21 protein-coding genes are annotated in these 21,683 nt (G+C 59.3%); 6 read left to right on the top strand and 15 right to left on the bottom strand.

The annotated features are described in order from the left end of the window. Nucleotides 1-83: 83 nt before the first annotated feature. The 13 genes from H8F22_RS05955 to H8F22_RS06015 form a co-directional block, all read right to left on the bottom strand. On the bottom strand, nt 84-1,649 hold the full coding sequence (locus H8F22_RS05955) for a flagellar hook-associated protein 3 (protein WP_027922329.1): 1,566 nt from the start codon (nt 1,647-1,649) through the stop codon (nt 84-86). A gap of 13 nt (nt 1,650-1,662) precedes the next feature. After that, nucleotides 1,663-3,729, bottom strand: a complete 2,067-nt coding sequence (gene flgK, locus H8F22_RS05960) for a flagellar hook-associated protein FlgK (protein ID WP_027922328.1) — start codon at nt 3,727-3,729, stop codon at nt 1,663-1,665. A 23-nt stretch (nt 3,730-3,752) separates the two neighbouring features. Continuing rightward, nucleotides 3,753-5,048 carry a flagellar assembly peptidoglycan hydrolase FlgJ gene (gene flgJ, locus H8F22_RS05965; RefSeq protein WP_027922327.1) on the bottom strand — a complete coding sequence of 432 codons (1,296 nt, stop codon included), beginning with the start codon at nt 5,046-5,048 and terminating at the stop codon, nt 3,753-3,755. Nucleotides 5,049-5,059: 11 nt separating this feature from the next. Continuing rightward, nucleotides 5,060-6,148, bottom strand: coding sequence for a flagellar basal body P-ring protein FlgI (locus H8F22_RS05970; RefSeq protein WP_032833447.1), 1,089 nt, complete (start codon nt 6,146-6,148; stop codon nt 5,060-5,062). Between the two features lie 27 nt (nt 6,149-6,175). Then, nucleotides 6,176-6,871 carry a flagellar basal body L-ring protein FlgH gene (gene flgH / locus H8F22_RS05975; RefSeq protein WP_027922325.1) on the bottom strand — a complete coding sequence of 232 codons (696 nt, stop codon included), beginning with the start codon at nt 6,869-6,871 and terminating at the stop codon, nt 6,176-6,178. Nucleotides 6,872-6,923: 52 nt separating this feature from the next. After that, nucleotides 6,924-7,709, bottom strand: a complete 786-nt coding sequence (flgG, locus tag H8F22_RS05980) for a flagellar basal-body rod protein FlgG (RefSeq protein WP_027922324.1) — start codon at nt 7,707-7,709, stop codon at nt 6,924-6,926. Between the two features lie 45 nt (nt 7,710-7,754). Beyond that, nucleotides 7,755-8,495, bottom strand: a complete 741-nt coding sequence (locus H8F22_RS05985) for a flagellar basal body rod protein FlgF (protein WP_010457018.1) — start codon at nt 8,493-8,495, stop codon at nt 7,755-7,757. Between the two features lie 212 nt (nt 8,496-8,707). Further along, nucleotides 8,708-9,304 (bottom strand): cytochrome c3 family protein, encoded by a 597-nt coding sequence (locus H8F22_RS05990; protein ID WP_027922323.1) that lies wholly within the window; start codon nt 9,302-9,304, stop codon nt 8,708-8,710. Nucleotides 9,305-9,313: 9 nt separating this feature from the next. Continuing rightward, nucleotides 9,314-9,805 (bottom strand): nitrate reductase cytochrome c-type subunit, encoded by a 492-nt coding sequence (locus H8F22_RS05995; protein WP_027922322.1) that lies wholly within the window; start codon nt 9,803-9,805, stop codon nt 9,314-9,316. Between the two features lie 11 nt (nt 9,806-9,816). Next, nucleotides 9,817-12,321 carry a nitrate reductase catalytic subunit NapA gene (gene napA, locus H8F22_RS06000; RefSeq protein ID WP_194939837.1) on the bottom strand — a complete coding sequence of 835 codons (2,505 nt, stop codon included), beginning with the start codon at nt 12,319-12,321 and terminating at the stop codon, nt 9,817-9,819. Then, a complete protein-coding gene (locus tag H8F22_RS06005; RefSeq protein ID WP_194939838.1) occupies nt 12,312-12,578 on the bottom strand; it encodes a chaperone NapD in 267 nt (88 codons plus the stop codon). Before H8F22_RS06005 ends, napA begins: the two co-directional genes overlap by 10 nt. Before the next feature lie 39 nt (nt 12,579-12,617). Next, nucleotides 12,618-12,785 (bottom strand): periplasmic nitrate reductase, NapE protein, encoded by a 168-nt coding sequence (locus H8F22_RS06010; protein ID WP_027922319.1) that lies wholly within the window; start codon nt 12,783-12,785, stop codon nt 12,618-12,620. Nucleotides 12,786-12,960: 175 nt separating this feature from the next. Then, a complete protein-coding gene (locus H8F22_RS06015) occupies nt 12,961-14,514 on the bottom strand; it encodes a sigma-54-dependent phenylalanine hydroxylase transcriptional regulator PhhR (RefSeq protein ID WP_027922318.1) in 1,554 nt (517 codons plus the stop codon). Between the two features lie 278 nt (nt 14,515-14,792). Between H8F22_RS06015 and phhA the strand changes: the two genes are divergently transcribed. The 6 genes from phhA (at nt 14,793) to H8F22_RS06040 (ending at nt 19,203) form a co-directional block, all read left to right on the top strand. Beyond that, the gene (phhA, locus tag H8F22_RS06020; RefSeq protein WP_027922317.1) at nt 14,793-15,578 is read left to right on the top strand and encodes a phenylalanine 4-monooxygenase; all 786 of its coding nucleotides are present in this window, start codon (nt 14,793-14,795) and stop codon (nt 15,576-15,578) included. Between the two features lie 104 nt (nt 15,579-15,682). Continuing rightward, complete coding sequence (locus H8F22_RS06025; RefSeq protein WP_027922316.1) at nt 15,683-16,039, top strand: 4a-hydroxytetrahydrobiopterin dehydratase; 357 nt, start codon at nt 15,683-15,685, stop codon at nt 16,037-16,039. Then, nucleotides 16,039-17,232: an amino acid aminotransferase gene (locus H8F22_RS06030; protein ID WP_027922315.1), complete on the top strand. Its 1,194-nt coding sequence runs from the start codon at nt 16,039-16,041 to the stop codon at nt 17,230-17,232. The genes H8F22_RS06025 and H8F22_RS06030 overlap by 1 nt, the downstream gene beginning before the upstream one ends. A gap of 279 nt (nt 17,233-17,511) precedes the next feature. Further along, on the top strand, nt 17,512-17,643 hold the full coding sequence (locus H8F22_RS32865) for a hypothetical protein (RefSeq protein ID WP_010461912.1): 132 nt from the start codon (nt 17,512-17,514) through the stop codon (nt 17,641-17,643). Nucleotides 17,644-17,720: 77 nt separating this feature from the next. Then, complete coding sequence (locus H8F22_RS06035) at nt 17,721-17,903, top strand: hypothetical protein (RefSeq protein ID WP_027922314.1); 183 nt, start codon at nt 17,721-17,723, stop codon at nt 17,901-17,903. A gap of 103 nt (nt 17,904-18,006) precedes the next feature. Further along, complete coding sequence (locus tag H8F22_RS06040) at nt 18,007-19,203, top strand: MFS transporter (RefSeq protein ID WP_059181394.1); 1,197 nt, start codon at nt 18,007-18,009, stop codon at nt 19,201-19,203. On the opposite strand, the gene arfB is transcribed toward H8F22_RS06040, so the two are convergent. Continuing rightward, on the bottom strand, nt 19,200-19,613 hold the full coding sequence (gene arfB, locus H8F22_RS06045) for an alternative ribosome rescue aminoacyl-tRNA hydrolase ArfB (RefSeq protein ID WP_017337147.1): 414 nt from the start codon (nt 19,611-19,613) through the stop codon (nt 19,200-19,202). The genes H8F22_RS06040 and arfB overlap by 4 nt on opposite strands. Nucleotides 19,614-19,740: 127 nt before the next feature. Further along, on the bottom strand, nt 19,741-21,153 hold the full coding sequence (locus tag H8F22_RS06050) for an amino acid permease (protein WP_027922312.1): 1,413 nt from the start codon (nt 21,151-21,153) through the stop codon (nt 19,741-19,743). Between the last annotated feature and the right edge of the window lie 530 nt (nt 21,154-21,683).

Here is a 21,683-nt window from a genome sequence, read left to right on the forward strand (position 1 = left end):
TCGAGCGGCGAGCCTCTGCCCTTTCAGGCAGAGGCTGCGGAACCGCTTAGGAAAAGACGGTTGGTAGCTCGACAGACACAGACTCAGATCTTGTTGAACAAGCCCAGCTGAGCAATCTTGCTGAAGGCCAGTTGCGACGCTTGCAACATGGTTTGCTGCAAGGTCAGGCGGGTCATGACTTCGGCCGGATCGGAATCGCGGATTGCCGACTGGGTCTGGGTGTTGGCCAGGACCAGGCTCTGGTTGGTCTCGCTCTGGGTGTCCAGGGCGGAACCGCGACCACCCACCGAACTCAGAGAGGTCGACAACTGATCGGCGCCGCTCGCCAGGTTGCCGATGCCCGAAGCCAGTGCGGCCTGAAACTTCTGGATCGCGATCGGGTTGCCACTGATTGGTGTGTTCAGTGCGGTTTTCAGCTGGTTCACGGTGTCCAGAATGTTCTGGGTTTCGTGGGTGTTGACCGCCACGCTGAACTGATCACCCGCGCCCGGCGTACCGGCCAGGGTGAAGCTCACGCCCGAGGCCGTGGCGACGCCGGCAACCACAGTGCCGGAAGAAACCGGCTGGCTGTTAGGCGTCAACGGTGCGGCATACAGGTCGAACGCGGTGGCGCTGGTGAATTTCATCACCGCCGAACCGGTCGGGAAACTGGCGTGGTAATTCGCCGGGTTGGTGATGTTGCTGGCAGTGACCTGAGTCGCGGTCGGGTTACCCGGGCTGCGCGTCGCGGTGAAGGTGTCAGGCTTGGCCGCCAGGGTAAAGGTGTGGCCCGGCAGCACGGCGGCAGCGGTATCACCGGCCGCCAGGTTGATGTTCAGGTTCAGGTCGACACCACGGAACGACACGGTCTGGCCGGTTTTCGTGGTCGGGTCGAACGCACCGCCCTGACTTGCTTCAGCGGTCACATCGTTGCCGCCCGAATCGGTGATTTTCAACTGGGTGCCGCTGACGAAATCGACGGTGTACGGCTCGCCTGCGCGGAACTTGTTGTTGTAGGTGACGCCCGACGACACCTGACCGTTGGACAGGACCACACGACCGTCATCCACCGCCGGTGCGGTCATGGTGACCTGGCTGCGGCTGGTGTTGATCGCCTGCTGGAACACTTCCCAACCGGTGCTGTTGGTGGCCATCGACATGGTGTCGCCGACCGCCAGGTCAAGCGTTACCTGATCACCGTTGTAGCTGTAGGTGCCGTCGGCGTTTTGCGTGAACGGAACGGTGTCGCCCTTGGAACCGGCGAAGATGTACTTGCCGTTCTCGTCCTTGCTGTTCATCAGGCTCAGCAACTGACCTTCGATCTCGCCCAGCTCCGAAGCGTTGGCTTGACGGTCGGCGTCGGTGTAACCGGCGTTGCCGGCACCGATGGCCAGTTCCTGGGCGCGCTGCAGCACGTTGGTGATGCTGGTCATGACCGACTCGGTCTGGCCCAGGGTCGCCTTGAGGGTGTTGGTGTTGGCTTTGTACTGATCAAGCATCGAAGCCTGTTGACCCAATTGCAGCAGGCGCGAGGCACCGACCGGATCATCGGCCGCGGTGTTGACGCGAACCAGGCTGCTCGCCTCTTCGCTGCTCTTGACCACGTTGGAGAAGTTCTTCTGATAGTTGGCAGCAGAGGACTCGTAAAACTGGGCGGTAGAAATGCGCATGGGCTACGACTCCTTAAAGACTGTTGATCAGTGTGCTGAAGATTTCTTGCGCAGCCTTGATGATCTGCGAAGAGGCGGTGTAGTACTGCTGGTATTTGACCAGGTTGCCGGTTTCCTCATCGAGGTCGACACCGGACAGCGAGTCGCGGGCATTCTTGGCGTTGTCCAGAATGGCGCCGGTCGCCGCGCTGTCGAGCTTGCCCTGCGCCGCCTTGGCGCCAACACCCTCGACCAGTTTGCCGTAGGCGTCGGTCAGGGAAATACCCTTGCTGGCGGTACCGGTGTCCACTACCTGCTTGGTCTGCAAGCCGGCCAGTGCAGTGCCGTTACGGTTGTCCAGGGTGCCTGGCTGCGCGATGTTGATATCAATCGCAGTGCCTGTGCCTGGCGAACCGGCCACGGTCATGTCGAAGCTGACGGTACGCTGCACGGCGGGCGGGCCCGGGTCCATGATCGGCGCACCCGTGCCGTCCTTGAGAGGCACGGTCAGGTTCAGGGTGTTGTTCTGGTTCGGCTTGATGGTGCCAGTGCTGATCTGCACGCCTTTGGCATCGAGCAACTGGTAAGGCTGGCTGGAACCGTCGGCCGCTGCGGCACCGAACACCACTTTGACCGGCATGGAGGTGTTCATGCCGTTCTGGATAAGGGTGGTCGTGGCCGTGTCGTAGATATCGAACTTCGTGGTCAGGGTTGGCTGACCGCTGGACGAGATGGTCAGGGTGCCGCTGCCGCCCGGCGCAATCGCCGCGCTCAACGGTGCCGCAATGGCCAGACGCTTGGAGTCGGTCATCTCGGTCTTGATGTTCGTCGCCGCGTTGCGGGTCGGCGTGATCTTGAACGTGTCACCGGCCGCAGCCCCCCCACCGCTGAGCTTCAACGAGAAACCGTCAATCACCGGAGGCGGCGTGGTCAGGGTGCTGAAAGCGCCCATCGCTGTACCTTCCGGCAGGCGCTGCACGGTGTAGTTGGTGGCGCTGGTGAAGGTGACTTTGTAATCGTTGATGGTCAGCTTGCCGCTGTCCTCGATGCTGACATCGAAGTTGCCGGAACCGGCGCTGTTGCCAACGGTGGCCACACTGCGGTCGGCCATCTGTGCGGCGCTGTTGATGCTGTTGAACAGGTTCGAACCGAACGCACCGTTCTTGTCGATGCCTTGGGCCTGAAGGCTGTTCATCTGGTCGGCAACGACCAGGGCTACGCGGCCCAGTTCGTTCATGGCCGGGTCCAGCACGGTGCTGCGATAGCGCAGCAGACCGCCCATCTCGCCACCGGTCATTACCGAAGTAATGTCGACGGTGCTCGAACCACGATTGAGCTGAATGCCCATGCGCGATGGATCGGCCTGGCTCGGCACCACTTGCAGAGTGCTGGCGGTGCCGCCCATGACCAGCGGCTGACCGCTGCCCAGGTACACATCAAGGTTACCGTCGCGTTCGATGACTTGTGCGCCGGTGAACGTGGAGAGCTGACGCACGGTTTCGTTGCGCGCGTCGAGCAGCTCGTTCGGCATGCCGCCAGCCTTGGAAACTTCGGAAATCTTCTGGTTCAACTGCGCCACGGTGGCGGCGAGTTTGTTGACCTGATCGGCCATGTTCGTCAGGTTGCCGTTGATGTTCGCGTTCTGCGCGGTCAACTGGGCGGACACTGAGTTGAAACGGTTGCTCAAGGCCTGGGCATCGCTGAGCAGCAACTGACGGGACGCATCGTCACCCGGCTTGGCGTTGACGTTCTGCACCGAGGCGAAGAACTTGGTCAGCGCGCCGTTGAGGCCGGTGCCGCTGTCCGACAGCAAGGCGTCGAGCGGGCTGATCTGCCCGGCGTAGGCGGCCGCGTCGCTGTTGAGCGAGGTGGTGGTCTGCAATTGCGCATCGAGGTAGCTGTTGTAGACGCGACGCACATCGGCCAGGGTCGTGCCGGTGCCGATGTAGACGTTGCCGAACTGATTCGAGGCTTTGGTGCCCTGCACGGTTTGCTGGCGTGAATAACCGGCGGTGTCGGCGTTGGCAATGTTATTGCCGGTAGTCATCAACGAGGATTGGCCAGCGGCCAGACCCGACATCCCGATATTGAGCAAACTCATGGTTCAGACCTTATGCCTTGTGCCTATAGAGGCGTGGTGGAAGCGCCCGCCGCAGCGTAGTTTTGGTAACTCGTCATCTGTTTGGCTATCTGCGAGATCTTGCTTGCGTAATCCGGGTCGGTTGCATACCCGGCTTTCTGCAACTCGCGTACAAACTGTTCTGGGTTATCGGCCGACTTCACAACATCTTGATAGCGATTATTGGTTTGCAGCAACGTCACGAGGTCGTGGAAGCTGTCTTTGTACGAGTCGTAGGAACGGAACTCAGCCGTCTCCTTGACCCTCTCGCCGTTGCGGAATTCGCTGGTAATGGCCCGCGCCGAATCGCCCTTCCAACTGGTGCCGGCCTTGATGCCGAACAGGTTGTGGCTACTGCTGCCATCCTGGGCACGCATGACCGATTTACCCCAACCGGTTTCCAGTGCGGCCTGAGCCACCAGGTAGCGAGGATCGACACCGATGCGCTCGGCGGCTTCCTTGGCCATCGGCAGCATGGTGTTGACGAATTCGTCGGCGGAGCTGAAGGCTTTCTTCGGCGGCGCGAGAGGAATCTGCGCCATCGCACGTCCGTAAATCTGCATCTGCCCGCTGGACTTATTGTCCGTTTGCGAGGCCAGCCAATCGCCGTTGAACAGCGGGCCGGCACCGGTCGTGGCCGTCGTCGTGGCACGCTCTGGCAACAGGGTTTTGTTCGGCGTCGCAGCAGCAGTCGTGGTGGCTGAAGGCACCAGACCGGCGAGCAAGCGATCCGCCAGTTTCGGCGGTAAGGCGAGACGGCGCTGATTAATCAGCTCCATGTCATTGCGATGCGTGCCCTCGCCTGTCGGCGCTTTCACCGAACGCGAAGCCCACAACGGACGCTGGCCATTGAGCCGCGATAGCGGACCATCAGTGGCCACGGTGCCGGCCGCAATCGGCGTTGGCACGGCGGCTTTCGCCGCTTCCTGCTTGGCCGCGGACAGGGCCGCCGCCTCGCCTGGCGCGAGCGGTTTGTTCTTCGACATCTGCCGCATCAGCACGTCCGCCAGACCAATACCACCGCCTTCGCGGGACATGGAAATGGCCAACTGCTGATCGTACATTTCCTGGTACTGTTTGGCCGCCGGCGTGTTGAGCGGGTTGTCCTTGCCCAGCGCTTCGGTGGCCGAACGCATGGACTTGAGCATCTCACCGAGGAACAGCGATTCGAACTCCTGCGCCACTTTGCGCATGTTGCCGTCGCTGTTCTTGTCGCCCACCTTGAGCTGGTTCAAACGATTCAAGTCCGAATAGGAACCGGAGTCGCTGCTGCTGACCAGACCGCTCTTGCGCATATCCATGACAGCCGTCCTCAGATCACGATCAGGTCGGCTTGCAATGCGCCAGCCTGTTTCAGTGCTTCGAGGATCGCCATCAAGTCGCCCGGCGCCGCGCCGACCTGGTTCACCGCACGGACGATTTCGTCGAGGGTGGTGCCCGGGCCGAACTTGAACATCGGCTTGGCTTCTTGCTGTGCGTTAACCCGCGAGCGCGGCACGACGGCCGTCTGACCGTTGGACAGAGGGCCGGGCTGGCTGACAATCGGGTCTTCGGTGATGGTCACGGTCAGGCTGCCGTGGGTTACGGCGGCTGGTGACACCTTGACGTTCTGGCCGATCACGATAGTGCCGGTACGCGAGTTGATGATGACTTTCGCCACCGCCTGACCCGGATCGACTTCAAGGTTTTCCAGGATCGACAGGTAATCGACACGCTGGCTCGGATCAAGCGGCGCGCTGACGCGAATCGAACCGCCGTCAATGGCCTGGGCAACGCCCGGGCCGAGCATGTTGTTGATCTTGTCGACGATGCGTTTGGCGGTGGTGAAGTCCGAACGGTTGAGGTTCAGCGTCAGGCTGTTGCCCTGGTTGAAACCGCTCGGCACCGAACGCTCGACCGACGCACCGCCGGGGATACGACCGGCCGACGGAACGTTGACGGTGATCTTCGAACCGTCACGACCTTCAGCATCAAAACCACCGACCACCAGGTTGCCCTGAGCGACGGCGTAGACGTTGCCGTCGATACCTTTGAGCGGAGTCAGCAGCAAGGTGCCGCCGCGCAGGCTCTTGGAGTTACCGATGGAGGACACGGTGATATCGACCTGCTGACCCGGCTTGGCAAACGCCGGCAAATCGGCACTGATCGAGACCGCTGCGACGTTCTTCAACTGCACGTTGCCCGAACCCGGCGGCACCTTGATGCCGAACTGCGAAAGCATGTTGTTGAAGGTCTGCAGGGTGAAAGGCGTCTGCGTCGTCTGGTCACCGGTGCCGTTAAGCCCGACCACCAGGCCGTAGCCGATCAATTGGTTGGAACGCACGCCAGAAATACTGGCGATATCCTTCAGCCGCTCGGCCTGCGCGTTGAACGCGGCAGACAGCATCAGGGCGGCCACCATGAGGTGTTTAAGATTCAAACTGGCCACCTAGAAAGGGAACAGCGGGCTGAGGAAGAAACGGTCGAACCAGCCTGGCTGACTCGCATCGGCAAACGAACCGGTGCCCGAGTAGGTGATGCGTGCATCGGCGACGCGGGTCGACGACACGGTGTTGTCGGTGGCGATGTCATCGGCGCGCACCAGGCCGGCAATCCGCACCAGCTCATCGCCGGTGTTGAGGGTCATCCACTTCTCGCCGCGTACCGCGATGATGCCGTTGGGCAGCACATCAGCCACGGTGACAGTGATCGAGCCGGTCAGGGTGTTGCCCTGCGCGGCCTTGCTGTCGCCCTTGGTCGCGCGGTCGCCTTCATAGCTGGCGCTCAGGTTCAGGTCGCCACTGCCAAACGGGTTGTTGGTGTTGGGCGAGGAGCCGAACAACGAGGTCAGGCCGATGCCTGTCTTGCTGTTCTTGTCGATTTGCGAGTTGGCGTTTTTGCTCGCCTGGGTCTTCTCGTTCAGGGTAATGGTGATGATGTCACCGATCCGGAACGCCTTGCGGTCGCTGTACAGGTTCTGTTCAAAACCGGCCTGATAAATCGAGCCATTGTTCGCGGCAGCCGGCAACGGCGTGCGCGGCAACACCGGCGCGTAATACGGGTCATTGGGCTTGGGCGTCGTTGGAACGCAGCCTGCGAGCACAACAGCCCCACTCAGTGCCAGAACAGATACAAAGCGATTCATGACCCTACCTCACGGTGTTGCAGGCGACCTCATGGTCGCCTCATAGACTTGATTACAGATTCTGCGTTACGAACGAGAGCATCTGGTCGGCGGTGGAGATCACCTTGGAGTTCATCTCGTAGGCGCGCTGAGTGGTGATCATGTTGACCATCTCTTCAACGGTGCTGACGTTGGACGTTTCCAGGGTGTTCTGCAGCGTGGTGCCGAAACCGTTCAGGCCCGGAGTACCGACTTGCGGTGCGCCGGAAGCAGCGGTTTCCAGGAACAGGTTGTTACCCACGGCCTGCAGACCGGCCGGGTTGATGAAGTCGGCGGTTTGCAGGTTGCCGATCACCTGGTTGGCCGGGTTACCCGGAACGGTGATGGACACGGTGCCGTCGCGACCGACCGTGAAGGTCTGCGCGTCGTTCGGAATCACAATGGCCGGCTCCAGGGCGAAGCCGCTGGCATTCACGATCTGACCGTTGGAATCGAGGTGGAAGGTACCGTCACGGGTGTAGGACGTGGTGCCGTCCGGCTGCAGGATCTGGAAGAAACCGCGACCGTCGACCGCCAGGTCAAGCGGCTGTTCGGTGGTTTGCAGGCTGCCGGCGGTGAAGTTTTTCTGGGTGCCGACGATGCGCACACCGGTACCCACTTGCAGACCCGACGGCAGTTCGCTGTCCTGGGTCGACTGGGCGCCTGGCTGGCGCTTGATCTGATAGAGCAAGTCCTGGAACTCGGCGCGGTCACGTTTGAAACCCGTGGTCGACACGTTGGCCAGGTTGTTGGAAATAGTGGTCAGGTTGGTGTCCTGGGCGGACAGACCTGTTTTGGCAACCCATAGAGCCGGAAGCATTCGATTCTCCTCGTGCGCCTGTTTTACGGCGCGACGTTCTGATAATTAGCTGATCTGCAAGACCCGAGCCATGGCCTGGTCATCGTCTTTGGCGGTGTTCATCATCTTGATGTGCAGCTCGAACTGCTTCGACAAAGCCAACACCGAAGTCATCTCTTCCACGGCGTTGACGTTGCTCGACTCAAGGAACCCGGACACCAGTTTGACGCCGGCGTCGGCTTGCGCCGGCTTGCCGTCCTTGGTGTGGATCGAACCATCCAGGCCTTTGGTCATGTTCTTCAGGTCAGGGTTGACCAGTTTGATGCGGTCGACTTCAGCCATCACACGCGGGCCTTCGCCCATCGCACGGATGCTGATGGTGCCGTCTTCGCCGACTTCGATTTGCTGCTCGGGCGGCACGGCGATCGGACCGCCATTGCCCATCACCGGCATGCCGTTGCCGGCGCGCAGTACGCCGAGGGCGTCCACGTTCAGGCTGCCGGTGCGCACATAGCTTTCAGCGCCATCGGGCGTCTGCACGGCAATCCAGCCGTTGCCTTGCACCGCGACATCGAGGTCACGACCGGTTTCAACCAGCGAACCAGGGGAGAAGTCGGTGGCCGGGCGTTCGGTCATCGCAAACGCACGCGCCGGAAAGCTGTCACCAAACACCGGCATCGAACGGGCCTGTTCCAGGTCCTTCTGAAAACCGTTGGTGGAGATGTTTGCCAGGTTGTTGGCATGAGCCTTCTGCGCCAGTGCATTCTGGCTGGCGCCGGTCATTGCCACATAAAGGTACTTGTCCACACTCTTTCCTCTGCATGCCGGACGTTTGCCGCCCACCGCTGTACTGATGAGCGATAAGCAATTTGCAGACCAACTTTTTTCTGGCGGCGCCGGGCCCGGCAAACAAAGGACTTGAGGGGATTCAGAGGGGAATGGGGGATTGGGTCAAAGTCGAAAAACCGGCGCGGATATGCCGCCAGGCGGCAACGGAGTGAAAGCCTGGGCTGATTCGACTACCAGCCTTTGACCCCGCTCATGTCGGGTAACTTATGGGCGATGCCCTTATGACAGTCGATACAGGTCGCCTGGCCGCTAGCCAGCGACGTGGAGTGCATATTGGCGGCGCGCTTGCCTTGACGGGTGAAGTCCATGAATTCGAAGTTATGGCAATTGCGGCACTCTCGGGAGTCGTTTGCCTTGAGTCGCCCCCACTCGTGCTCGGCCAGTTCACGCCGCATATCGAGAAACTTGTCCCGGGTATCGATCGTTCCGAACACTTTCCCCCACACTTCTTTGGACGCCTGCATCTTGCGGGCAATCTTGTGCGTCCACTCATGGGGGACGTGACAGTCCGGGCAGGTTGCGCGTACGCCAGAGCGATTGGTGTAGTGAATGGTGTCCTGCAACTCGACAAAAACGTTATCGCGCATTTCATGACAGGAAATGCAGAATTTCTCGGTGTTGGTCGCTTCCAGCGCGGTGTTGAACCCCCCCCAGAAAATCACCCCGGCGATAAATCCGCCGAGCGTCAGAAAGCCCAGGCTGTAATGAACACTGGGCCGACGCAAAACCCTCCAATAGTCTTTGAACAGGGCGAGCAAGGATTTCATGGCCTCTCCTTATCGTTTCTGCTGGCCGTTGATTTCGTCTTGCAGCACCTGGTCAATGTTCTTGAAGCTGTTGTTCACCAGTGGCTTAACGTCTGTTTGTGGCACATGACACTGATTGCAGAAATACCGGCGCGGAGAAACCGCGGCCAGCGCCTGACCGTCACGGTCCATGTAGTGAGTGATACTGATCATTGGCGCCTGGGTACGTGCGCTGTTGGCTCGGCTGTGACAGGACAGACACTTATTACTGTTCTTGTCGATGTGATACCCCGCAATGCTGTGGGGAATGGTGGGTGGCTGTTCGGGATAATTGCGCTCACGCTTGAGGTCCTTGTTCTCTTCATCAGCAATCGGCGGCGCCGGCAACTCCTGGGTCAGCGTCCCTCCGATTCGCCGACCATCCGGCGCAGGCGCATCCAGCGGGTAACCGGGCTCTGCCGGGAATGCCGCTGGCATCCATAGCAGCAGCGCGGCAAGCAAGGACAGCGAACGACGCTTCATCTGAGCTCTCCTTATGCCGTCTTGATCAACTCAATCCTGATCGCGCATTTTTTGTAATCAGTTTGTTTGGAGATAGGGTCCGTCGCATCAAGCGTGACTTTGTTGATGAGCCGGTTGGCATCGAAGAACGGTACAAACACCAAACCTTGCGGCGGTTTGTTGCGTCCTCGGGTTTCAATGCGCGCACGCATCTCACCTCGTCGGCTGATCAGCTTCACTTCGCTGCCGCGACGGGCATTCAAGGCCTTGGCATCGGCCGGATGCATGTAGACCAACGCGTCGGGGACGGCCTTATAGAGTTCCTCGACCCGCTGAGTCATCGTGCCGGTGTGCCAATGTTCAAGCACCCGACCGGTACTCAACCAGAATGGAAATTCCGCGTCGGGGGATTCCGCCGGTGGCTCGTAGGGAAGCGCGAAGATGATGGCCTTCTTGTCGGGATAGCCATAAAACTGCACACCACTGCCCTTCTCAACGTAAGGGTCATACCCTTCCCGGAAACGCCAGCGTGTTTCCTTGCCCTCCACGACGGGCCATCGCAACCCGCGCTCGGTGTGGTAGCGGTCAAACGGGGCGAGGTCATGACCGTGACCACGCCCGAATTGGGCATATTCTTCGAACAGACCTTTTTGCAGGTAAAAACCAAAATCCCGGGCCTCATCGTTTTGATAGCCCGCCTCCATCTGTTCAAGCGGGAACTGATCGACCTGGCCGTTCTTGAACAACACTTCGTACAGGGTCTTGCCCTTGTACTCCGGTGAGGCGGACAACAACTGCGCAGACCAGACCTCGTCCGTTTTGAAGCGCTTGGAAAACTCGACCAACTGCCAGAGATCCGATTTGGCGTCGCCCGGCGCCGAGACCAATTGATGCCAGAACTGTGTACGGCGCTCAGCATTGCCGTAGGCGCCCTCTTTCTCCACCCACATGGCGGTGGGCAGGATCAGATCGGCCGCCTGGGCAGAGACAGTGGGGTAAACATCCGAAACCACCACAAAATTCTCGGGGTTGCGCCAACCCGGCAACACTTCCTGCATGATGTTGGGGCCGGCCTGCATGTTGTTGCTGGCCATCGTCCAATACACATTGAGCACGCCATCCTTGAGCATGCGGCTCTGCTGCACGGCGTGGAAACCGACCTTCTCATTGACGGTGCCCGGAGGCACTTTCCAGATTTGCTCTGCCTTGGCGCGATGTGCCGGGTTGGTGACCACCAGGTCGGCAGGCAAGCGATGGGAGAATGTTCCCACTTCGCGTGCCGTCCCGCAGGCTGAGGGTTGGCCCGTCAGGGAGAAAGGGCTGTTGCCCGGCTCACTGATTTTCCCGGTCAGCAGGTGAATGTTGTAAATCAGGTTATTGGCCCATACGCCGCGCGTGTGCTGGTTAAAACCCATGGTCCAGAATGAAACCACCTTGCGCTTGGGGTCGGCATACAACTCGGCCAATGCCTTGAGGCGCTCGGCTGGCACACCGGTTTCCTTGGCGGTACGTTCAAGGGTGTAGGGTTTTACGAAAGCGGCGTACTGCTCAAAGTCGATATCGCTCCAGGTGTTCGCCTTGGCGGCATTGCGGGCCTTCATCTCCAGCGGATTATCGGGACGCAAGCCATAGCCGATGTCATCCGTTCCTTTGGCGAAGCGGGTGTATTTGCTGACAAAGTCTTTGTTGACCGAGCCACTTTCGATGATGTGGTTGGCAATGTAGTTGAGGATAAACAGGTCCGTCTGGGGCTTGAACACCATGGGGATGTCGGCTAACTCAAAACTGCGATGCTCGAAAGTCGACAGCACCGCAACCTTGACGCTGGGCTGGCTTAACCGGCGATCTGCGACCCGACTCCAAAGAATCGGATGCATCTCCGCCATGTTTGAACCCCACAGCACAAACGCGTCAGTAACCTCAATATCGTCATAACACCCCATCGGCTCATCGATACCGAACGTACGCATAAACCCCATGACCGCAGAGGCCATGCAATGACGCGCATTAGGATCAATGTTATTGGAGCGAAATCCCGCCTTCATCAACTTGTTGGCCGCGTACCCTTCCCAAATGGTCCACTGACCGGAACCGAACATGGCGACAGACTCGGAACCCTTGTTTTTTATCGCTTCCTTAAACTTTAACTCCATGACATCAAACGCCTGGCTCCAGGACACCGGCTGAAACTCGCCCTGTTTGTCATAGTGCCCGTTAGTCATGCGCAACAGCGGCTGAGTCAGTCGATCAACGCCATACATGATCTTCGACAAGAAGTAACCCTTGACGCAGTTCAACCCGCGATTGACCTCGGCTTTCACATCACCATGAGTCGCGACCACTCGATTGTCCTTGGTCGCCACCATGACGCTGCACCCGGTACCGCAAAAGCGGCAAGGGGCTTTATTCCAGTCCATGGTGACACGGTCTTCTTCAGTGATCAGGTTGCTGGCAGACGTAAACACCGGAAGCCCCGCCGCCGCTGCAGCAATCCCGGCCGCCTGGGCTTTGACAAACTCGCGCCGAGTCATTGGCATGTACTTTCTCCCGTCACATCGAGAATCTCGTGATAAACGAGGGATGCATTGAGTACTCCAGGCAAACCGTTGATCTGAGTGATTCGCTTGGAAATTTCGCTTTCTTCTTCCATTTCCAGCACAACCACCAGCTTGCCGACGGGGCTTTCGTGATGCAGTTCAACGCCTGTGAGTAAACGCAAGTTGGCTTTCACCGCCTCGAACAACTCAGGACGGGCCAGTACCACGAGACTGGCAATATGGAGCGTTTCTGCCATGACCTGTACTCCTCTTCTTATGCTGAAGATGGACCGCGATCAATGAGGTGAACCAGGAGGGCCGAGCAGCATTTGCAGAAACCAGACAAAAAATCCGTAACCACCCACTATCGCCACCGAGAGCAATGGAAAGAGGACAACAATCAGAAAAAAGAACAGGCGAGTTTCTTTGCGGACTTGCTGGGTAGAGTCATCCGTTGATGGCATGGTTATCGCTCCTGCCAAACTTTGAAATGAGCCTAGATGGCTTGCCTGGCAAATTCCACGATTCAGATCAACGGCATGACGGTAGCGCTTCAAGTGGCATTTTGAAGCGCCAGTGAATGACTGACTCCAACTCAGTATTCTTGTTTATTGATTCGGCGCTGGATAACGTTACTGCTCACGTCTTGCCAATTTCATAGTCACGCAACTTATTGGCAATGGTGGTGTGAGAGACCCCCAGGCGCTTACCTAACAGCCGACTACTGGCATGCTCGGAATACAGCCGCTCCAACACCGCTTTCTCGAACCGTCCGACGATCTCGTCAAGCCCGCCCTCCAGCGAGAAATCGCCAAGCGGCTGACGCACACCGTAATCCGGCAGACGAATATGCTCGGCCTTGACCGTCCCGCCTTCGCACAACGAAACCGCCTGGAACAACACATTTTCCAATTGCCGGACATTACCCGGCCAATGGTAATGACTGAGCCGCTCCATCGCCGCCGGTGCCAGCTTCGGCAGCGGGCAACCGATCTGCCGGCTGGCCTGATCGAGGAAGTGCTCCACCAACGGCGTTAACCCATCGAGGCATTCACGCAGCGGCGGAATGTGCAGCGAAAGCACGTTCAAGCGGTGATACAAATCCTGGCGAAACTCACCCCGCGCGCACAGCTCGGACAAATCCACCTGGGTGGCGCAGATCACCCGCACATCCAGATACACCTCTTCATCACTGCCGACACGACGGAAGCAACCGTCCTGCAAAAAGCGCAGCAACTTCACCTGCAAGCGCGGGCTCATTTCGCCCACGCCATCAAGAAACAGCGTTCCGCCCGCCGTCAGTTCCAGCAGACCAAGCTTGCCTTCGGCGCGTGCACCTTCGAAGGCGCCGGGGCCGTAGCCGAACAATTCGGTCTCGGCCATCGACTCCGGTAAACCGGCACAATTGAGCGCCATCAACGGCGACTGCCCGCGTGGGCTGGCGAGGTGGCAGGCGCGGGCCAGCAATTCTTTACCGGTACCGGTTTCGCCTTCTATTAATAGCGGTGCATCCAGCGGTGCCATGCGCCGCGCTTCGCGCACCACCGCGGCCATGACTTTCGAACTTTGGAAGATGCTGTCGAACCCACGCAGTTCCTGCTTGCGTACGTTATAGATGCGCTCCCCCACCCGATCAGCGCGGTGCAGCGTCAGGACGGCACCGGCCATGGCTTCGCTGTCGTCATGCTCGGATTGCAGCGGCGCGATGTCAGCCAGAAACACGTCACCCTTGACCTTGACCCGCAGCCCGTTGATGCGCGACTTGTTGGCACGCACCAGTTCCGGCAAATCAAAATCCTCGGCGTAACGCGACAGCGGAATCCCCGGCACCTCGTCCACCCGCACCCCGAGCAACTGCGCCGCCGCCCGGTTAGCCGCGACGATGGAGCCGCCCATGTCGATCGACAGCACCGGAAACTCCAGGGCGCCGAGCAAGGCATTGAGCTCCATGTGCCGACGCTCGCTGGGCATCAGCCCTACCCGCTTGACGCCGAATACACCGGCAATCGATTCGAATTTCGGGCGCAGGGCCTGGAACTGAATGTTGATCAGGTTCGGGCAATGCAGGTAGATCGCATTGCCATGCTCACCGCCGACCTCACCACGGGCGACGTTGATTCCGTACTCCACCAGCAAGTTGAGAATGTCGCGCAGGATGCCGATGCGGTTCTGGCAGTGGACTTTGATACGCATATAAAGGCCCGAAGAAAGGGGAATCGAGGTCCCATGCGCAAATTTTCTGCGCGGGCGCCAAGTTAGTCGTCAAGATTATGTGACACCTGGACGCCATTTCAAACCCGCAAATCTCAATAGCTGCGCCATAGCCGTCAAAGCGTAACGAATACTTTACGAAAAACGGCGAATTTTCCTACAAGGAGTGCCGGACACCTGCTGCAACGCCGCACGCCTTGGGGTATTTCTAGGTCCATAGCAGCACATAACAAGAACGAAATCCCTCGCAGGAGAGCAGCATGAAGCAGACGCAGTACGTGGCTCGCGAGCCCGATGCGCAAGGTTTTATCGACTACCCCGCTGAAGAACATGCGGTGTGGAACACGCTGATCACTCGTCAACTGAAAGTGATCGAGGGCCGTGCGTGCCAGGAATACCTGGACGGTATCGAAAAACTCGGTCTGCCCCACGACCGCATTCCGCAACTCGGTGAAATCAACAAAGTCCTCGGTGAAACCACCGGTTGGCAAGTGGCCCGAGTCCCGGCGCTGATCCCCTTCCAGACGTTTTTCGAATTGCTGGCCAACAAGCAGTTTCCCGTGGCAACGTTTATTCGTACCCGCGAAGAGCTGGATTACCTGCAAGAGCCGGACATTTTCCACGAGATCTTTGGTCACTGCCCTCTGCTGACCAACCCCTGGTTCGCTGAATTCACCCACACTTACGGCAAACTTGGCCTGCAAGCGACCAAGGAAGAACGCGTGTACCTGGCGCGCCTGTACTGGATGACCATCGAGTTCGGCCTGGTCGATACCGCCGAAGGCCTGCGCATTTACGGCGGCGGCATTCTTTCTTCGCCAAAAGAAACCGTTTACTGCCTGTCCAACGAACCTGAGCATCAGGCGTTCGATCCGCTGGAATGCATGCGCACGCCGTATCGCATCGACATCCTGCAACCGCTGTACTTTGTCTTGCCGAACCTCAAGCGACTGTTTGATGTGGCCCATGAAGACATCATGAGCATGGTCAAACAAGGCATGCAGCTGGGCTTGCACACCCCGAAATTTCCGCCAAAGGCAGCGTGATCCGCTGCTTTTAGAAACAAGTGAGCCTGTCAGGAACCGACGCTTTGGTTTAGCGTGGAGTGACTGACGGCCGATTTCCAATTATTTGATTTCAGGAATTCAACATGTCCACATTGAACCAAGCCCACTGCGAAGCCTGCCGCGCCGACGCCCCTCAGGTCAGCGACGAGGAATTGCCGATCCTGATCAAGCAGATCCCGGACTGGAACATCGAAGTCCGCGACGGCGTCATGCAGCTGGAAAAGCTGTTCCTGTTCAAAAACTTCAAGCACGCGCTGGCGTTCACCAACGCCGTCGGTGAAATCTCCGAGGCCGAAGGTCACCACCCGGGCCTGCTGACCGAATGGGGCAAAGTCACCGTCACCTGGTGGAGCCACTCCATCAAGGGCTTGCACCGCAACGACTTCATCATGGCCGCGCGCACTGACGAAGTGGCCAAGGACGCCGAGGGCCGTAAATAATGCATTTCGACGCCATAGGTCGAGTACCCGGCGATCCGATTCTCGGCTTGATGGAAGCCTATGCGCAGGACCCGAACCCGCGCAAATTCGACCTCGGCGTGGGCGTCTATAAAGATGCCCAGGGCCTGACGCCGATTCCGCAGTCGGTGAAGCTGGCCGAGCAGCGTCTGGTGGATCGCCAGACCACCAAGACCTACATCGGTGGTCACGGCGAACCGGCCTTCGGCAAAGCCATCAGTGAGCTGGTGCTCGGTGCGGACTCCGCGCTGATCGCCGGTCAACGCGCCGGCGCGACCCAGACACCGGGCGGCACCGGCGCATTGCGCTTGAGCGCCGACTTTATCGCCCAGTGCCTGCCGGGCCGTGGCGTGTGGCTGAGCAACCCGACCTGGCCAATCCACGAAACGATTTTCGCGGCGGCCGGGGTCAAGGTCAGTCATTACCCGTACGTGGGCAGCGACAACCGCCTCGATGTCGACGCCATGCTCGCGGTACTGAGCGAAGCACCGAAGGGCGACGTGGTGTTGCTGCACGCCTGCTGCCACAACCCGACCGGTTTCGATCTGTCCCATGACGACTGGCGCCGAGTGCTGGACGTGGTGCGCAGTCGCGATCTGCTGCCATTGATCGACTTCGCCTACCAGGGCTTCGGCGATGGCCTGGAACAGGATGCCTGGTCGACCCGTCTGTTCGCAGACGCGTTGCCGGAAGTGCTGATCACCAGTTCCTGCTCGAAGAATTTCGGCTTGTACCGCGACCGCACTGGCGCACTGATTGTCTGCGCGAAAACCGCTGACAAGCTGGTGGACATCCGCAGCCAGCTGGCCAACATCGCCCGTAACCTGTGGTCGACCCCGCCGGATCACGGTGCCGCCGTGGTCGCAACGATTCTTGGCGACCCTGAGCTGAAAAGCCTCTGGGCCGACGAAGTGGAAGCCATGCGCTTGCGCATTGCCCAGTTGCGCAGTGGCCTGGTTGAAGCGCTGGAACCGTATGGTTTGCGCGAGCGTTTTGCGCACATTGGCGTGCAGCGCGGAATGTTCTCGTACACCGGTTTGACGGCGGCGCAGGTTAAACAGCTGCGCGATCATCACAGCGTGTACATGGTCAACTCCGGCCGGGCCAACGTGGCGGGGATTGATGCAACGCGTCTGGATTTGCTGGCTGAAGCGATTGCTGAAGTCTGCAAGTAACCCCAAGTACCTGCACCGTCCCCTGTGGGAGCGAGCTTGCTCGCGATGAGGACCTGACAGTCGACATCAATGTTGCCTGTCAGTCCGCAATCGCGAGCACGCTCGCTCCCACAGTTGTTTTGTGTTGTTCCCTCTTCCAGACCTGTCTAGACAACCCCATCCGTCGAAACAAATGGATATAAAAGTCTATTTGTCATTTTCAGTGCTGTATCCTGCCCAAGCTTTGTATAAGCGCGGATCTACCAGATCTATCAACAGACTTTGCGAGGAGCGCGAAACATGCACGAGATCCCTAATCTCCCCTTCCCAAGCCTGCACGAAACTGAGCAGACAACCACGCAACAAGCCGGCGCCCAACAGCCCGAGCCCAAAGAAGCCACTGAACGCCGCCAGGCCGACAGCGAAGACTGAAACACCTGCAATGCCAGACCGTGTGGAAAGCGCTAACATGCGCTTTCCACACCGCCTGAACCCTTGAGCTACGCACCATGACCGACGAATTCAATGAGAGCCAGGCCAGCGTCCTGATCGGCACCGCCGAGAAGATGATCGAGATCTGGAACCGTCTCTCTCCCGAAAAACAAGCCGCACTGCTCGCCCGCTTCGGTACTCAAGAAAACGCCTTGGCCGCCCTGGTCACAACGCAACTGGTTGCCCCCGCCAAGCCCTGATTCAGCCCGCTGGCAAATAGTTTTACTTTTTCCACGACCCGCGAGCGCTCGCGCCGTTATCATAAGCAGCCTATCTATCCTGCTTTCCCGTGGACCTTTACCCATGCCTGAAAACCAGCGCCCCCTGGCGGTCACGCTGCAAGTTGTTTCCATCGTTCTGTTTACCTTCATCGGCTACCTGAATATCGGCATTCCCCTGGCCGTATTGCCCGGCTATGTCCACAGCGACCTCGGTTTCGGCGCGGTGATCGCCGGGCTGGTGATCAGCGTGCAATACCTGGCCACCCTGCTCAGCCGGCCTTATGCCGGGAAAATCATCGACAACAAGGGCAGCAAACTGGCGGTGATGTACGGACTGGCCGGCTGCGGCTTGAGCGGTGTGTTCATGCTGATTTCGGCCTGGACGCAGAGCCTGCCGACCGTGAGCCTGATCAGCCTGTTGATTGGCCGTCTGGTGCTCGGCAGCGCGGAAAGCCTGGTCGGCTCCGGATCGATTGGCTGGGGCATCGGCCGGGTCGGCGCGGCCAACACTGCCAAGGTGATTTCCTGGAACGGCATCGCCAGTTACGGCGCACTGGCCGTCGGCGCGCCGCTGGGGGTGCTGTTGGTTCATCAGTTGGGCTTGTGGAGCATGGGCGTGAGCATCGTGCTGTTGGCCGTGCTGGGCCTGGCACTGGCCTGGCCAAAAACCGCCGCGCCGATTGTGGTCGGTGAACGTTTGCCGTTCATGCATGTGCTGGGTCGGGTGCTGCCACACGGTTGCGGCCTGGCGCTGGGTTCCATTGGCTTCGGCACCATCGCCACCTTCATCACCTTGTATTACGCCACGCAACACTGGGACAACGCGGTGTTGTGCCTGAGCTTGTTCGGCGCCAGCTTCATCGGCGCGCGCCTGCTGTTCGGCAACCTGATCAACCGCCTCGGCGGATTTCGCGTGGCGATCGCCTGTCTGTCGGTGGAAACTTTGGGGTTGCTGCTGCTGTGGCTGGCGCCTGATGCCCATTGGGCACTGGCCGGTGCGGCGCTGAGCGGTTTCGGATTTTCGCTGGTGTTCCCGGCGCTCGGCGTGGAAGCGGTCAACCTGGTGCCAGCTTCCAGTCGTGGTGCCGCGGTCGGGGCTTATTCGTTGTTCATTGATTTGTCGCTGGGGATTACCGGGCCATTGGCCGGTGCCATTGCGGCCGGGTTTGGTTTTGCTTCGATCTTCCTGTTTGCCGCGATGGCCGCGCTGAGCGGTTTGGCATTGAGTGTGTACTTGTACCGGCAAGCACCTAAACAACGCGAAGCGCGGGCGCGTTAAAAGTCGACCTTGCCGCGCCCGGCCTTGATGCTGCCGCGCTTGGTCTTGGATTCGAGCCGACGTTTTTTTGAACCCAGCGTTGGCTTGGTCGGGCGACGCTTCTTTTCGACCTTGGTCGCGCTGAGGATCAGCTCGATCAAGCGCTCCAGCGCATCGGCGCGATTGGCCTCCTGCGTACGGTACTGTTGGGCCTTGATGATCAACACCCCTTCGCTGGTGATGCGGCTGTCGCGCAGCGCCAGCAACCGTTCCTTGTAAAACTCGGGCAAGGACGAGGCCGGAATGTCGAAGCGCAGGTGCACGGCGCTGGAGACCTTGTTGACGTTCTGCCCGCCGGCGCCTTGCGCGCGAATGGCCGTCAACTCGATCTCGGCATCCGGCAGATGCACGTTGTTGGAAATCACCAGCATGGAAAAACGTCCGTATTCAGAGTGCGCAGGATACCGCGAATGGAAAGAAGGAATACGCTCTCACAGGTTTTATAGCGCGCACAAAAAACCCGGCACTTGGCCGGGTTTGTTGTTGTTGCGTACCGCGTTACTTCACTGAAGCCTGCAACGCATGCTGCGCACTGCGCTTGTTCTTGATGCCGTAGCAGATCCACATGAACACGACCCACACCGGAATCGCGTACACCGAGATCTGGATCCCCGGAATCAGCAGCATCACGCACAGGATGAACACCACGAACGCCAGGCAGATGTAGTTCCCGTACGGGTACCACAGCGCCTTGAACAGCGGCGTTTGCTTGGTCTTGTTCATGTGCTGACGGAACTTGAAGTGCGAAAAGCTGATCATCGCCCAGTTGATCACCAGGGTCGCAACCACCAGCGACATCAGCAGCTCCAGCGCGTTTTGCGGGATCAGGTAGTTCAACAGAACGGCAATCAGCGTCACCGCCGCCGAAGCGAGGATCGAACGCACCGGCACGCCACGCTTGTCGATCTTCGACAAGGCCTTTGGCGCATCACCCTGCTCGGCCATGCCCAACAGCATGCGGCTGTTGCAGTAGGTGCCGCTGTTGTACACCGACAACGCCGCAGTCAGTACCACGAAGTTGAGGATGTGCGCGGCGGTGTTGCTGCCGAGCATCGAGAACACTTGCACGAACGGGCTGCCGCTGTAGGAATCACCCGACGCGTTCAAGGTCGCCAGCAGGCTGTCCCATGGCGTCAGCGACAACAGAATGACCAGCGCGCCGATGTAGAAAATCAAGATCCGGTAGATCACCTGGTTGATGGCTTTCGGGATCACGGTTTTCGGCTTGTCGGCTTCTGCAGCGGTGAAACCGAGCATTTCCAGACCGCCGAAGGAGAACATGATGATCGCCATGGCCATCACCAGACCACTGACACCGTTCGGGAAGAAACCACCGTGGGACCACAGGTTGCTGACCGACGCTTGCGGGCCGCCGTTACCGCTGACCAGCAAATAGCTGCCCAGGGCAATCATGCCGACAATGGCCACAACCTTGATGATCGCAAACCAGAACTCGGCCTCGCCAAAGACTTTGACGTTGGCCAGGTTGATCAGGTTGATCAAGACGAAGAACCCCGCAGCCGAGACCCAGGTCGGGATGTCCGGCGCCCAGTAGTGGATGTATTTGCCGACCGCGGTCAGCTCCGACATGCCCACCAGGATGTACAGGATCCAGCAGTTCCAGCCCGACAGGAAGCCGGCGAAACCGCCCCAGTATTTGTGCGCGAAGTGGCTGAACGAACCGGCGACCGGCTCTTCAACGATCATTTCGCCGAGCTGGCGCATGATCATGAACGCGATGAAGCCGCAGATGGCGTAGCCGAGGATCATCGACGGGCCAGCGGATTTCAGGACCCCGGCCGAGCCGAGGAACAAACCGGTACCGATCGCGCCACCGAGGGCGATCAATTGAATGTGGCGATTTTTCAGGCCGCGCTTCAGCTCGCCTGACTGCGAGTTTTGTCCACTCATGAAAAGGGTCTCACGTTCTGCATCGTTACAACGTTCATGCGTCACCTGTTTGTTTTTATCTGTGACGAAATCGAACCCGGCACACTCGTGGCGTGGCGGAGTGAACAAGGCGGATAGCCTTGAAGTTTGCGCATTTGCGCAGGAGGTCACAGGTAAAACGCGGCGCATTGTACACCGCTAACCCCCTGCTGCCAGACCCGCTGGATCAGCGTGTTGTAAGCCGGGATTGCCGGTGTCCGCCCCGGGTGTCCCGGGCGGCTGCAAATAGAGAGTCAGACCCTTGCGGGCCATCGACGGGAACGATTGAAAAATCGCCCCACGGGGAGAGATGGGCTTGAATCACGGCGTACATTGCGCCTCCTTCTTGTTATGCACCTGCACGACAGGCATGGGACGCATCTGACCCTTCCTGCGCCGCTGAAACAAGCGGGCCAGAGCCTTGGGCGATGGTCGAGCGGATTGATTTCGGCAGGTTTTCCTTACACCCGCTCCGCAAGCGTCAACCCACAGGGTTTCAGGCGAAATTTCGT

Origin of the sequence: Pseudomonas mucoides (assembly GCF_015461845.1) — a bacterium.
GTDB lineage: Bacteria > Pseudomonadota > Gammaproteobacteria > Pseudomonadales > Pseudomonadaceae > Aquipseudomonas > Aquipseudomonas mucoides.

Bases quoted from the DNA above. Each gene is read 5' to 3' on its own strand.
- H8F22_RS05955 (WP_027922329.1), bottom strand. From the start codon at position 1,649: ATGCGCATTTCTACCGCCCAGTTTTACGAGTCCTCTGCTGCCAACTAT.
- flgK (WP_027922328.1), bottom strand. From the start codon at position 3,729: ATGAGTTTGCTCAATATCGGGATGTCGGGTCTGGCCGCTGGCCAATCC.
- flgJ (WP_027922327.1), bottom strand. From the start codon at position 5,048: ATGGATATGCGCAAGAGCGGTCTGGTCAGCAGCAGCGACTCCGGTTCC.
- H8F22_RS05970 (WP_032833447.1), bottom strand. From the start codon at position 6,148: ATGGTGGCCGCCCTGATGCTGTCTGCCGCGTTCAACGCGCAGGCCGAG.
- flgH (WP_027922325.1), bottom strand. From the start codon at position 6,871: ATGAATCGCTTTGTATCTGTTCTGGCACTGAGTGGGGCTGTTGTGCTC.
- flgG (WP_027922324.1), bottom strand. From the start codon at position 7,709: ATGCTTCCGGCTCTATGGGTTGCCAAAACAGGTCTGTCCGCCCAGGAC.
- H8F22_RS05990 (WP_027922323.1), bottom strand. From the start codon at position 9,304: ATGAAATCCTTGCTCGCCCTGTTCAAAGACTATTGGAGGGTTTTGCGT.
- H8F22_RS05995 (WP_027922322.1), bottom strand. From the start codon at position 9,805: ATGAAGCGTCGTTCGCTGTCCTTGCTTGCCGCGCTGCTGCTATGGATG.
- napA (WP_194939837.1), bottom strand. From the start codon at position 12,321: ATGCCAATGACTCGGCGCGAGTTTGTCAAAGCCCAGGCGGCCGGGATT.
- H8F22_RS06005 (WP_194939838.1), bottom strand. From the start codon at position 12,578: ATGGCAGAAACGCTCCATATTGCCAGTCTCGTGGTACTGGCCCGTCCT.
- H8F22_RS06010 (WP_027922319.1), bottom strand. From the start codon at position 12,785: ATGCCATCAACGGATGACTCTACCCAGCAAGTCCGCAAAGAAACTCGC.
- H8F22_RS06015 (WP_027922318.1), bottom strand. From the start codon at position 14,514: ATGCGTATCAAAGTCCACTGCCAGAACCGCATCGGCATCCTGCGCGAC.
- phhA (WP_027922317.1), top strand. From the start codon at position 14,793: ATGAAGCAGACGCAGTACGTGGCTCGCGAGCCCGATGCGCAAGGTTTT.
- H8F22_RS06025 (WP_027922316.1), top strand. From the start codon at position 15,683: ATGTCCACATTGAACCAAGCCCACTGCGAAGCCTGCCGCGCCGACGCC.
- H8F22_RS06030 (WP_027922315.1), top strand. From the start codon at position 16,039: ATGCATTTCGACGCCATAGGTCGAGTACCCGGCGATCCGATTCTCGGC.
- H8F22_RS32865 (WP_010461912.1), top strand. From the start codon at position 17,512: ATGCACGAGATCCCTAATCTCCCCTTCCCAAGCCTGCACGAAACTGAG.
- H8F22_RS06035 (WP_027922314.1), top strand. From the start codon at position 17,721: ATGACCGACGAATTCAATGAGAGCCAGGCCAGCGTCCTGATCGGCACC.
- H8F22_RS06040 (WP_059181394.1), top strand. From the start codon at position 18,007: ATGCCTGAAAACCAGCGCCCCCTGGCGGTCACGCTGCAAGTTGTTTCC.
- arfB (WP_017337147.1), bottom strand. From the start codon at position 19,613: ATGCTGGTGATTTCCAACAACGTGCATCTGCCGGATGCCGAGATCGAG.
- H8F22_RS06050 (WP_027922312.1), bottom strand. From the start codon at position 21,153: ATGAGTGGACAAAACTCGCAGTCAGGCGAGCTGAAGCGCGGCCTGAAA.